The 11,742-nt window shown below is 42.4% G+C and carries 11 protein-coding genes and 1 pseudogene; 2 read left to right on the top strand and 10 right to left on the bottom strand.

The annotated features are described in order from the left end of the window. On the top strand, positions 1-1,609 hold a 1,609-nt coding region (locus tag IM322_RS08985), incomplete at its 5' end, for a class I SAM-dependent DNA methyltransferase (protein ID WP_353737502.1). Between the two features lie 319 nt (positions 1,610-1,928). Here the strand turns inward: IM322_RS08985 and IM322_RS08980 are convergent. From IM322_RS08980 to IM322_RS08960, 5 genes are all read right to left on the bottom strand, one after another. After that, the gene (locus tag IM322_RS08980) at positions 1,929-3,233 is read right to left on the bottom strand and encodes an ABC transporter substrate-binding protein (RefSeq protein ID WP_286825613.1); all 1,305 of its coding nucleotides are present in this window, start codon (positions 3,231-3,233) and stop codon (positions 1,929-1,931) included. Positions 3,234-3,700: 467 nt separating this feature from the next. Further along, complete coding sequence (gene ctpA, locus IM322_RS08975; RefSeq protein WP_286825612.1) at positions 3,701-4,939, bottom strand: carboxyl-terminal processing protease CtpA; 1,239 nt, start codon at positions 4,937-4,939, stop codon at positions 3,701-3,703. A gap of 190 nt (positions 4,940-5,129) precedes the next feature. Then, positions 5,130-6,209: a class II fructose-bisphosphate aldolase gene (gene fba / locus IM322_RS08970; protein WP_045358622.1), complete on the bottom strand. Its 1,080-nt coding sequence runs from the start codon at positions 6,207-6,209 to the stop codon at positions 5,130-5,132. 132 nt (positions 6,210-6,341) lie between these two features. Beyond that, positions 6,342-7,469: an aldo/keto reductase gene (locus IM322_RS08965; protein ID WP_286825610.1), complete on the bottom strand. Its 1,128-nt coding sequence runs from the start codon at positions 7,467-7,469 to the stop codon at positions 6,342-6,344. Between the two features lie 322 nt (positions 7,470-7,791). Continuing rightward, the gene (locus IM322_RS08960) at positions 7,792-8,292 is read right to left on the bottom strand and encodes a bifunctional nuclease family protein (RefSeq protein ID WP_286825609.1); all 501 of its coding nucleotides are present in this window, start codon (positions 8,290-8,292) and stop codon (positions 7,792-7,794) included. Between the two features lie 278 nt (positions 8,293-8,570). Between IM322_RS08960 and rpsD the strand changes: the two genes are divergently transcribed. Then, a complete protein-coding gene (rpsD, locus tag IM322_RS08955) occupies positions 8,571-9,179 on the top strand; it encodes a 30S ribosomal protein S4 (protein WP_286825608.1) in 609 nt (202 codons plus the stop codon). 1,062 nt (positions 9,180-10,241) lie between these two features. Here rpsD and IM322_RS08950 read toward each other — a convergent pair. The 5 genes and pseudogenes from IM322_RS08950 to IM322_RS08930 form a co-directional block, all read right to left on the bottom strand. Next, positions 10,242-10,454: a type II toxin-antitoxin system HicA family toxin gene (locus IM322_RS08950; protein ID WP_158199315.1), complete on the bottom strand. Its 213-nt coding sequence runs from the start codon at positions 10,452-10,454 to the stop codon at positions 10,242-10,244. Between the two features lies 1 nt (position 10,455). Further along, complete coding sequence (locus tag IM322_RS08945) at positions 10,456-10,662, bottom strand: type II toxin-antitoxin system HicB family antitoxin (RefSeq protein ID WP_158199314.1); 207 nt, start codon at positions 10,660-10,662, stop codon at positions 10,456-10,458. Positions 10,663-10,831: 169 nt separating this feature from the next. Beyond that, a complete protein-coding gene (locus IM322_RS08940) occupies positions 10,832-11,044 on the bottom strand; it encodes a type II toxin-antitoxin system HicB family antitoxin (protein ID WP_271973447.1) in 213 nt (70 codons plus the stop codon). A gap of 175 nt (positions 11,045-11,219) precedes the next feature. Continuing rightward, positions 11,220-11,468 carry a hypothetical protein gene (locus tag IM322_RS08935; protein WP_024969916.1) on the bottom strand — a complete coding sequence of 83 codons (249 nt, stop codon included), beginning with the start codon at positions 11,466-11,468 and terminating at the stop codon, positions 11,220-11,222. 121 nt (positions 11,469-11,589) lie between these two features. Further along, positions 11,590-11,742 (bottom strand): annotated as a pseudogene (locus IM322_RS08930) (IS5/IS1182 family transposase); the annotation flags it as partial.

Raw genomic sequence — 11,742 nt, 5'->3', positions numbered from 1 at the left:
GGAATTAAATAAAACGGGACAGTTAGTAACAGATATTAGTGCTATTATTCAGGTAGATGTCAATCAGTTTGCTGGTATTGAATACGATGAGTTTGCGGTAAGAGTTGCTGAGGTGGCAATGTGGTTAATTGATCATCAGATGAATATTAAGGTTAGTAATACTTTTGGTCAGTATTTTGTGCGTTTACCATTAAAGAAAGCGGCAAAGATTGTTAATGGAAATGCTTTGCGGATTGATTGGGAGGAAGTTATATCAAAAGAGAAGCTCAATTTTATTTTAGGAAATCCTCCTTTTGTGGGGCATCATTACCAAAATTTTGATCAAAAAGAAGACTTAAAGTTAGTTCTTGATAAAATCATTGGATCAGGGGTTATGGATTATGTATCAGCATGGTTTTATAAATCTGCTCAATTTATTCAAAACACAAAAATTAAGGTGGGATTAGTCGCGACTAATTCTATTTCTCAAGGGGAACAATCATCTATTTTATGGAATGTTTTAATAAACGAATTTAATATCAGTATTCATTTTGCCCATAGAACTTTCAAATGGAGTAATGAAGCTAAAGGTAATGCTGCGGTTCATTGTGTGATTATTGGATTTGCTAGTTTTGAAGCTAATGAAAAATATATATTCGACTATCAGACTATAACCAGTGAGCCGCTTTTAATAAAAGCCAAAAATATTAATCCTTACTTAATCAATGCAAACAATATTCTGGTTTTTAATCGAAAATATCCTCTCTGTAATGTCCCTAATATGATGTATGGAAATAAGCCAACAGATGGAGGTAATTTTATTTTATCCGAAGAAGAAAAAAATACTCTTGTCTCAAAAAATCCTTTGTTAATTAAATTTATCAGACCTTTTATTAGTGCTAGAGAATTTTTAAATGGTGGTAAAAAATGGTGTTTGTGGCTACTCGATATTAAACCCAATGAACTCAAGAATATACCTGAAATTTTGGAGCGTGTGGAAGCCGTGAAGCAATTCAGATCAAAAAGTATTGCAGCTTCAACCCGAAACTATTCTTATCATTGTTTATTTCGACAAATAACGCAACCAAAATCAGACTATATTCTTGTACCTAGAACTACGTCAGAAAATAGAAAATACATTCCCATTGGCTTTTTTACGGCTGATAATATCGTCAGTGATACTTGTCAAGCTATTCCGAACGGCGATTTATATTTATTTGGTATTCTTACTTCAGAAATGCACATGGCATGGGTTAAATATGTGTGTGGCAGATTAAAAAGTGATTATCGTTACTCAAAAGATATTGTTTATAATAACTACCCTTTTCCTGAAACTGCGACCGAAAAACAAAAACAAACCGTCGAGACTTGCGCTCAAGCTGTGCTAGATACAAGGGCAAAATATCCCGATAGTAGTCTTGCGGATTTATACGATCCTTTAACCATGCCTCCTGACCTGATCAAAGCTCACCAAAAACTTGACAAAGCCGTTGATTTGTGTTATCGTCCCCAACGCTTTACCAGTGAATTAAATCGTATTGAATACCTCTTTGAACTCTATGAAAAATTAACCGCTCCCTTACTCTCTACCAGCAAACAAAAAGCCAGGAAACGAAAAAATTCTCAATAACCGAAAATGCTTCAAGAAATTTTGCTTGTGCCAAGGCAGAGCCTTGGCACAAAATACTAAATCCGGTTATTAAAAACTGATTATTTATTCTCCCTCTTGCATGAGTGCCTCTCCTCATAAGTAGGGTTTGCGGCAAAAAGTTTTTCGTGGGGGCAGGGTGTGGGGTTTTACCGATTTTGAGGGGGTAAATTACCTAATTTTCAGGGAAAAAGTCCCGGAATTTTCCCCCCGATCACTCCCCGGTCCGGTAATTTTTGATGGGAAAAAAGTCTAAAAGTCTTATCCAGCAAGGTTTTTAGATTTATTCAGCCAGCCCTAATTACTGATTGGGTGTCACCTGATCGATAACCTTGAGAGTCCCATCATCCTTGACAGTCCAGACATCGTAACTACCGACCACATCGCCATTTTCATCGATATCCACATTGCCACTGGCTCCCTGATAGTTAATATCCTCGCCTTTGCGAATCATTTCCATGGCTTGACAAGCATCGGTTACTTCCGTCCCCGGACCGTTAGCCACCTCACGAATCTTGCTTTGAATCCCTTCACCAGTGTTAGATTTAGCCGCCTCGGCCGCTAACATCAATAAAACCGCCGCGTCCCAAGTATGGGGAACAAAAGCGGTGACATCCTTGCCGGTCTTTTCTTTCCAGAGAGTAGTAAAAGCACTTAAAGCTTGACCGTCGGCCCCGGGGACCGTGCCTAGGGACCCAGCAATAATTGACTTACCATCGGTTCCTTTCCCCACCTGTTTGGTGAAATCTTCCGAAAAAACCCCATCGGTGAGGAGGACGGTAACTCCTTTGGTCAATCCCTGTTTATAGGCCGCTTGCAGTAATAAACTGCCCGTTTCAGCGTAAAGGACTGCCGCTACAGCATCCGGTTGGTTAGCGAAGGCAGCCGCCGCTTCACTATCGAGAGTGGCAGCTTTCGGGTCATAACGGACAGGATTTTGCTTATTAGTGATAGTGCCGCCTAATTTATCGAAAGCGCTCACGAATTCCCGTTCAAATCCCACTCCGTAATCGTTATTGATCACGACGGTGGCCACATTTTGAAAACCCCTTTTCTTAGCTAGGACCGCTAAAGCTTGAGCTTGGTAGGTGTCCGGGGGAGCCGTCCGCGCCCAAAAACCTTGAAAATCGCCTTTTTTCGCCCTGTCAGTAAATACAGGACTGGTGCTACCCGGAGAGACTAACATAACTTTATTTCTCACCGCCACATCGACGGCTGCTCCTGAGACGCTACTGGCAAAGGAACCGATCACACCGGCTACTTTATCCACCTCCGCTAGTTTCGTCATCGCTGAAGCACCGGCGGCGGGATCGGTTTGGTCATCTTCTTTCACGAGGGTGACTGGTTTGCCATTGACTCCACCACAGGCATTGATAGTCTCTACCGCTAGGGCGGCTGCTTCGGGCATATTTTGACCAATAGCGGCTAAATCTCCGGTAATGGGCAGTAAAGCCCCTAATTTTAAGCCCTGATCCCCGGGGGCAGTGGTGGTGGGGCTAGAGGCGTTGTTATCTGGGGTTTGGGCATTATTACAAGCGGTTAAAAAATTAGCTAAGAGGCTGATGCTCAGGGTTAGGGCTAGGGGCGATCGAATATATCTCTGCATGGCGGTAAGATCAAGGATAAGTCAAGGTTGGAAGACTGAAAAGCCCGGACTGGGAAAATTCTAATCGATGTTAGCATTCTCGCCAAATCAAACAGGTTTCCATCTTAATTTAGATATTGATGGAAAAAATGACTAATTTGTTCGATTTATGCCGTCGGGTGTGGGAAGTTTTTTCAGTGATCAGTAAACAGTAAACAGTAAACAGTGAACTGAAAACGGTTCTTTTTGTTTGTGTTATGCAATGGAGGGGGTTATAAGAGATGAAACCCTTATAGAGAAAGACATTGATGCGATCTTTGTCAATTGTTTTCCCTCTCTAACGAACTAATCAATTAAGTCTCTTGCCAGATAAGTATTTAGTCGATTTATGCCCCCCGATCGAACCATACCAAGTAGCGAAGAACCCTGAAAACTCGCATCTGATAACTGGTAACTGATAACTGGTAACTGATGGCTGAAAACCCCACTCAGGAAGCTTTGGCTAAAATGGTCTTCTGGTTTAAAAACTGAATCGCCGTTTGGTATTGACTATCTTTTTCGGTGCCGATTTGCTCATAGGTGATCGGTTCCTGTGCCACCACTCGATCGGGCATAATTCCTAACTTATGAATATCATGGTGGGCAGGAGTTTCATATTTGGCCACGGTAATCGCTAATCCTGCCCCATCGGGTAACTCGAATAAGGACTGAATTAATCCCTTACCGAAAGTCTTTTCTCCCACTAAAACCCCCCGTTGATTGTCCTGTAATGCTCCGGCTAAAATCTCGCTGGCACTGGCGGTTCCCTGATTGACCAAAACGACTAAAGGCGCGTCAGTTAAAGCATTGCCAGAAGCGGCAAAACTATCGGCAATTCCCTCACGATTAACCGTATAAACGATCGTTCCCTGATTAATCCACATCCGAGCGATTTCTATGCCCGCTTGCAGTAACCCACCGGGGTTATTTCTTAGATCCAAAATATAACCCTTGGCTCCTTGTTTTTGTAAATTCGTCACCGCTTCCGAGACTTCTTTGGCAGCGTTAGCACTAAATTGATTTAAGCGCACATAACCGATCGGCAAGGAACTAGAATTTTTATCTAAAACCGCTACCACTGGACTTAAAGAAATGCGTTGACGGGTTAAAGATAGGGTTTTTGGTTGACTTTTTTGATCGGGAAGAATGACTAAGGAAACTTCTGTTCCGGGAGTTCCGCGCATTTTGGCCGCTGCTGCATCGAGGGTTAAAGTAGTAGTATCGATGCCATCAATAAACAAAATGCGATCGTGGCTAGTTAAACCAGCGGCCTCAGCAGGAGAACCGGCAAGGGGGGCAACCACTTCTAAGTAACCATTGTCGGGATTGATATTAATTTGCAGTCCTACCCCCGATAATTCCCCTGTGGTGCTAATTTGTAGGTTATGGTATTGATCCGGTCGCAAGAGACGGGTAAAGGGTTCATCGAGAGTAGCTAACATCTGTTCGATCGCATTGTAGGCCGCCGTCCGATCGTTGAGGGGTTTTTTGATGAATTGTTCCCGCACCTGCCACCAGTTTTGATGATTAAATGTGTCATCATAATAAGATTGGTTGACTAATCGCCAAGATTGCAGTAGTAATTTTTGTTCTTCGCTAAAGGCGGCTGCTGTGGGTGTCCATGCCATCCAAGTTAGACAAAACCAAAATCCCACCAATAATCCCACCCACAACGATTTTTTTCTCATCTTGCTTCTCTTATAAATCAAGTGCTGATCTGCTGATTATTTTCAGTATAGTCTTTTCTCTGAAATCGATTCTTATCTGGCAACTCTTTCCCTTCAAGGGATTCCCATAAAAAAGAGGGTAGTTAACTATAACTACCCGAAAAATTCTACTAGATCGGTGCCATTAAGCGATCGCTTAATTTCTCAGTAACTAGACAGCCACAACTTTTTTGCTGACTTGGGTTAATTGCCCTTTAGCATATTTGGCTGCGTAATCATCAAGGGACATTTGTTTGATTTTGCTGGCGTTACCGGCGGTACCAAATTGTTGATAGCGATCGGCACAAACTTTCTGCATATAGGTGATCGAGGGTTTCAAGAAGAAACGGGGATCAAACTCTTTCGGGTTGCTGAAAAGTGCTTCCCGAACTGCGGCGGTAATTGCTAAACGGCAGTCGGTGTCGATATTGATTTTACGCACACCACTCTTGATGCCTTTTTGGATTTCTTCCACGGGTACACCGTAGGTTTCAGGGATAGCGCCACCGAATTGGTTGATTAATTCTAGGAGATCTTCGGGAACCGAGGAAGAACCGTGCATAACCAAGTGGGTATTGGGTAAGCGGCTGTGAATTTCTTCAATGCGGCTAATAGCAAGAATTTCGCCAGTGGGTTTGCGGGTAAATTTGTAAGCACCGTGGCTAGTACCAATCGCTACTGCTAAAGCATCTACTTGGGTTCTTTCGACGAAATCCACCGCTTCATCGGGATCAGTTAACAGCATCGAGTGATCTAATTCCCCTTCAAAACCGTGTCCATCTTCCGCTTCTCCTTTACCGGTTTCTAAGGAACCTAAGCAACCGAGTTCCCCTTCCACACTAGCGCCGATCGAGTGAGCAACTTTTACTACTTCAGCAGTAACGTTAACGTTGTACTCGTAGGTGGCGGGAGTTTTGGCATCCGCTTCTAAGGAACCATCCATCATGACACTGGTGAAACCGTTACGGATGGCCGAGTAGCAGGTGGCGGGTTCATTACCGTGATCTTGGTGCATCACGATGGGGATATGAGGATAGGTTTCCACCGCGGCGGTGATCAAGTGACGCAGGAAGTTTTCCCCTGCATATTTGCGCGCACCGCGAGAAGCTTGCAGGATAACGGGGCTATCGGTGGCTGCCGCCGCTTGCATGATCGCTTGGATCTGCTCCATATTATTTACGTTAAAAGCGGGGATGCCATATCCGTTCTCAGCCGCGTGATCCAACAATAACCGCATGGGGACGAGTGCCATATCCTTTACTCCTTAATCTATTTCTTGTTTTTTGTCTCTTTAAATTCAAGAAAGTTAATTCTCTTACCTGTTAATCTTAAGATAGTTTTTACACTTTGACGATCCCCAAAAAAAATTTTTCCCAGTTTCGTCCTAAGATGACCACAATCTCCGTTGCGCTGGTCCCTTAAGTAGTTCGTGTGTATTAAATAGCAGCTGGGGAATCGGCAATTTTTCCGGGCAGCGAGGTAAACAATCACCGCATTCAGTACAATTATTCGCTTTGCGTCCGGGGAACCAATGACCGGCATTTTCCAGCATTCGATAGCGATACTGGCCAAAATCGGTCATTTCGTAAGCTACTGCCAGATTCCGCAGTCTCAACACTTCAGGGATATTAATATTTTCGGGACAGGGTAAACATTGATAACATTGGCTACATAAATCTGTAGCCAATTTATCGGTTAAATGTGTCTCTAAACGCTTAAAAACGGCAATTTCTGCCGCATCTAGGGGCTGATCTCCTTCGCATACGTTAATAATTGCCTCTAATTCCTCCGGTATCGCTGCCCCGACGCTGAGGGTATTAATGCGCGGATCGCTCAATAAAAAGCGATAATTTAGCTCTAGGGGTGAAAAAGGAGCGCATAATTCCTCTAGCTTCTTGGGAGGTCTGTGGAGACCACCTCCCTTATCAGCAGGGGAAATGATAAACACACCCATGTCCTTTGCTTGGGCTAAAGCGATCGCCGGTTGCTGTCTTTGCCAAAAAAAATAGTAATGGATATTGACAAAAGCGAAGAAATCTGTATTGATCGTCTCCAGAATAATTTCTAGGGGTGCATGGGTAGAAAAGCCAATATGACCGATTTTTCCAGCTTCTTGGGCCATAAAAACGGCTTTCATGCAGCCTTGCGGGTCTTTAATCCAGTTTAAATGCTCGCAGGTGTTAATACCGTGAATTGCTAGACAATCCAGGTAATTTAATTGTAATCGTTCTAGGGATTCGGCGATCGCTTTTTCCATAGTTTGGCGATCGGGAGTGGGGACCAATTTCGTAGTCAGATAAACTTGCTCCCGCACCCCTTGACGCTGCAGGTAGCGACCGAGAAAAACTTCGCTATTACCGTAACCTCTGGCTGTTTCTAGGTGATTAATCCCCAATTCTAGGGCGCGATCAACTGTTGCGGTAAACACCGACTCTGAGGACAAACAGCGCATTGTCCCCAGGGAAAACAGCGAAAATTGCCAATTAGTACGGCCAAATCGTCGATAACGCATTGATTCAGTTATCAGTTATCAGTGATCAGTTACCAGTTATCAGTGATCAGTTACCAGTGATCAGTTATCAGTTGTCAGCTTTTGAAGGCAAGAGGCAACAGGCACTCGTGCAAAAGACAGAATCTGACAATTCTCCTACCTAAAAAGAAGGTTATAAACTAAGCACATCAAAGCTTTTAGCTTAACCAATTAGGTCTTAGATTCGGCCCTTGTTATCAGTTATCAGTTAGAAGGTATTGGGGTGTGGGGTGTGGAGTGTGGGGAGAATAAAGCTGCCGACCGCCGACCGCCGACCGCCGACCGCCTCCTATCTCCTGAAATTTCACTGATCACTAAAATCACCGCGACGTTGGATCAGGTCTGAGGGGCTAAGATTGGAGACGAAATTGCGAAAAGCTTGACGTTCCTCTTCATCCGCGTCACGATCGACAGGGATAGAAGCAGAAGCGATCACTTCTTCCATTACCCAGACAGGACTGTTGGTACGCAGAGCAATAGCGATCGCATCACTGGGACGACAATCGATTTCTTTTTTGACTTCGCCGCGCTGGAGACAGAGAACAGCATAAAAGGTATTATCTTGGAGAGAATGGATGATAATCTTTTCTAAATCCATGTCCCAAACTTTAAAAATATTAGCGATCAAATCGTGGGTGAGGGGACGAGGGGGTTTTTGTTGTTCGAGGACGGTCATAATGGCCTTAGCCTGATCTTGTCCGATGTAGATAGGTAGAGCGCGACGCTCGGAACCATCCTTGAGCAGTACAATGGGACTGCGAGTGATAGCGTCTAGGGCAATTCCAGCGACTTTCATTTCGATCATGACTATGGCTTCTCCAAGATAGAGATTCAGCTAGGGAAGGAGTGGGAAAGCAACCTGAGTAATATAGTGCTTAGTTACACTCACAGTATGCCCTAAGATGGCAGAGATTAGCCTCATCTTTAACGAAAAAAATACATCACCTGCCATCAGGCCTGAATCAGTGATCAGCTTTTTTCTCCCCACTCCGTTCTCCCCTCTCCCCACACCCCAACTAAATTACTTAATTTGTGCTACGATAATAGTTTTGGGATAAATTTAAATAGGAGCAGACTGTCTGTATGTCTCGTTATAGAGGACCGCGCTTGCGCGTTGTGCGTCGTTTAGGGGAATTACCAGGCTTAACCCGTAAAAGTGCCCGTCGTGCCTATGCACCCGGGCAACATGGCCAGGCCCGCAAAAAACGTTCAGAATATGCCATTCGTCTAGAAGAAAAACAAAAACTGCGTTTTAACTACGGTGTCAGCGAGAAACAATTAATTCGCTATGTCCGCAAAGCTCGCCGGGCTACTGGTTCCACTGGTCAAGTGCTGCTGCAACTCTTAGAAATGCGTCTGGATAATACCGTTTTCCGTCTCGGTATGGCTGGGACAATTCCGGGGGCGCGACAATTAGTCAATCACGGTCACGTCACCGTTAACGGTAGAGTTGTGGATATTGCCAGTTATCAGTGCCGTCCAGGTGATGTGATTGGAGTCAGAAATCAAGAGCGTTCCCAGGATCTAGTCAAAAGAAATATGGAATACCCCGGTTTAGCCAACCTGCCGAGTCATTTGGAATTTGACAAAAATACCCTTGTGGGTAAAGTTAATGGCGTTGTGGAAAGAGAATGGATTGCCCTCTCGATTAATGAACTGTTAGTAGTGGAATACTACTCTCGGAAAGTCTAGGAAAAAAGCCTTTTCCAGATACCTTGAGGACGCAAGTGGCAGCGTCCTTATTTTATCTCAAATGTCGGGGTGAAGACCCTCGCTTTTAGCGCGATGGGACGGGGCGGCTTTTAAAGGGGCGAAGTAATGCGCCCCGGGGTTCCCCTCATGAATGCTGACTTTGTATATAGGGTTTGCGGCAAAAAGTTTTTCGTGGGGGCAGGGTGTGGGGTGTGGGGTGTAGGGTGTGGGGTTTTACCGATTTTGAGGTGGTCAATTACCTAATTTTCGGGGAAAAAGTCCCGGAATTTTCCCCCCGACCACTCCAAGAAATGGCACTTTTTGATTTCAAAAAAGCCTAAAGATATTATCCAACAAGGTTTTTAGATTTATTCAGCAAGCCCTAAATAATCATCATTTTTTCTACCGCTAGGGCAGCGGGTGGGAGCGCCTCCAGCTTCGAGGTAACGCTGTCCTCCTCTAGCAGCAATTTCACCAATTTTTGCAGATTTTTATTGAATTTCTGTGGCTGTTTTCAAAGTCATTCATTTTTGTTATTCTCCATGATTTTTTAACCATTGAAATGAATGGAGTTCGATCATTTCTCATCTGGCAAAGCTAAAATTTCATCCCCAATTAAATCAGGTAAATTTTCGGTATGAACGTGCGAATGAGTAATTGAACCTGTTAATTCTGCCCAAATATCTCCCTTTTGGTCATCAGTTAGGTTTGATAATTTAAGTTGACTTAGTAAGAATAAAACCGTCTCGCATTCTTCACCTAATTCAGATAATAAGGTGGCTAAGGTGGGCTTGACTTTTCAGGGTTTTTCAATGTTTGAAATCATCGCTTATTTTCCTCTGTTTAATCACTTTTCTGCTCTAGATAAACTTTTTTCTAAACCTTTAATTTCTCTTTTCCAGTAATCAATATTGTTTATTTCTCCTTGATAAGTATGAAGTTCTGGATTTTGTTTAAATTGTGCTTTTCTCTGGATAATTCTCTCAATGTCTTGTGAGGGGATGGCGGAAGTTTTTATAATAAATCTTTCTTCATCGGGGTATTCATTGATTTAAGGTATATTTAGAGTAATTTACGGAACTCTTCAATAGTTAAACCAGCATCTTGAATTATCCCACCCATTGTAAAAGCTTTGATGGGGTTATTTCGAGGAATGGTTACTTGACGTATTCCATCACTCATCACGATATGTTTACTCTGACGTATTATGTTAAATCCCGCTTTTTCTAAAGCGCGTACTGCTTTAAGATGATTAATACCAGCAAGTTTAGGCATATCAAAACTTATTAGCAGTTACTTCAATTTCTCTTATTTCGACACCATGCAACCTATCTTTTAATGCTGCTAAATAATCCTCAATAGCATCTTGAATATTAAGGAATGCTTCTTCTTCTGTATCACCCTCAGACCAACAACCAGGTAAAGCAGGTACGCAAACGCTTATCCCTTCTTCAGACCGATAAATAGCAATTTGGTATTTCATTTTTTGTATATACAATATTTGCTTTTCTGCATCATTATAACATTAATATTATCACAATCGCAAAAACCCTAATAATTTCGTAAGAAAACCTCAAATGTCGCAGTTTGAAAAAACTCCGACACACCTTATATGCTATAATTTACAAGTCGCAGCAAGAGAAACTTCATCATTAGGTAAATAGTAGTCGTCCTTTTGGTTCAGGAATGACTCGTTCTAGTTGTTTTGCAGTTTCAATCCATTCTTGAATAACAAGTTCAGCATTTTGTACAGCTTCTTGATAGGTTTCTCCATCTGCCATACATCCTGCTAATTCTGGAACTTCAACAATAAAAGCTTGATCTTCCTCACTCCAATAAATAATTAATTCATAGCGAATTTTCATCTTTCCCTCCTAATTTATATTTTAAAATTAGATTACGAATTTGTTTGACTTGATAAGTTGTGTAGGTTGGGTTGAACAGAGTGAAACCCAACAATTATAGGCTTTGTGTTGGGTTTCGTGCCTCAACCCAACCTACTACTACTACTGAACCAGAGAACAAAGAATCATCATAACATTATTGATCATCTGGCAAAGCTAAAATTTCATCCCCAATTAAATCAGATAAATTTTCGGTATGAACGTGCAAGTGAGTAATTGAGCCTATTAATTCTGCCAAAATATCCCCTTTTTGGTCATCAGTTAGGCTTGGTAATTTAAGCTGACTTAGTAAGAATAAAACCGCCTCGCATTCTTCACCTAATTCAGATAATAGAGTGGCCAAGGTAGAGTTGACTTTCAAGGGTTTTTCAGTGTTTGAAATCATTGCTTATTTTCCTCTGTTTAATCGCTTTTCTGCTCTAGATAGGGTTTGCTGAAAAAGTTATTGAAAAGTACAGGTCTCTTAATCAATGATTTCACTTAGCTACAAGCATAAGCTTTAGTTATTAACTAATTTTTAAGTTATAACTTATTGTCATCATTGACCCAGAAAAAGTGCGGTTTTTCCATTTCAGACATAAAAAAGCCCAAAAAACCTGCCGAAGCAGGGTGGAAAGATTGATAACTAAAAAAGTAATAGCAATGGCTGTTTCCGATGT

The organism is Microcystis sp. M109S1, from assembly GCF_020247025.1.
Classification (GTDB): domain Bacteria; phylum Cyanobacteriota; class Cyanobacteriia; order Cyanobacteriales; family Microcystaceae; genus Microcystis.
This window is presented reverse-complemented; position numbering and strand designations above follow the sequence as displayed.

Excerpts from the sequence above, each read along its gene's own strand:
- IM322_RS08980 (WP_286825613.1), bottom strand. The coding sequence starts at position 3,233 with ATGCAGAGATATATTCGATCGCCCCTAGCCCTAACCCTGAGCATCAGC.
- ctpA (WP_286825612.1), bottom strand. The coding sequence starts at position 4,939 with ATGAGAAAAAAATCGTTGTGGGTGGGATTATTGGTGGGATTTTGGTTT.
- fba (WP_045358622.1), bottom strand. The coding sequence starts at position 6,209 with ATGGCACTCGTCCCCATGCGGTTATTGTTGGATCACGCGGCTGAGAAC.
- IM322_RS08965 (WP_286825610.1), bottom strand. The coding sequence starts at position 7,469 with ATGCGTTATCGACGATTTGGCCGTACTAATTGGCAATTTTCGCTGTTT.
- IM322_RS08960 (WP_286825609.1), bottom strand. The coding sequence starts at position 8,292 with ATGATCGAAATGAAAGTCGCTGGAATTGCCCTAGACGCTATCACTCGC.
- rpsD (WP_286825608.1), top strand. The coding sequence starts at position 8,571 with ATGTCTCGTTATAGAGGACCGCGCTTGCGCGTTGTGCGTCGTTTAGGG.
- IM322_RS08950 (WP_158199315.1), bottom strand. The coding sequence starts at position 10,454 with ATGCCTAAACTTGCTGGTATTAATCATCTTAAAGCAGTACGCGCTTTA.
- IM322_RS08945 (WP_158199314.1), bottom strand. The coding sequence starts at position 10,662 with ATGAAATACCAAATTGCTATTTATCGGTCTGAAGAAGGGATAAGCGTT.
- IM322_RS08940 (WP_271973447.1), bottom strand. The coding sequence starts at position 11,044 with ATGAAAATTCGCTATGAATTAATTATTTATTGGAGTGAGGAAGATCAA.
- IM322_RS08935 (WP_024969916.1), bottom strand. The coding sequence starts at position 11,468 with ATGATTTCAAACACTGAAAAACCCTTGAAAGTCAACTCTACCTTGGCC.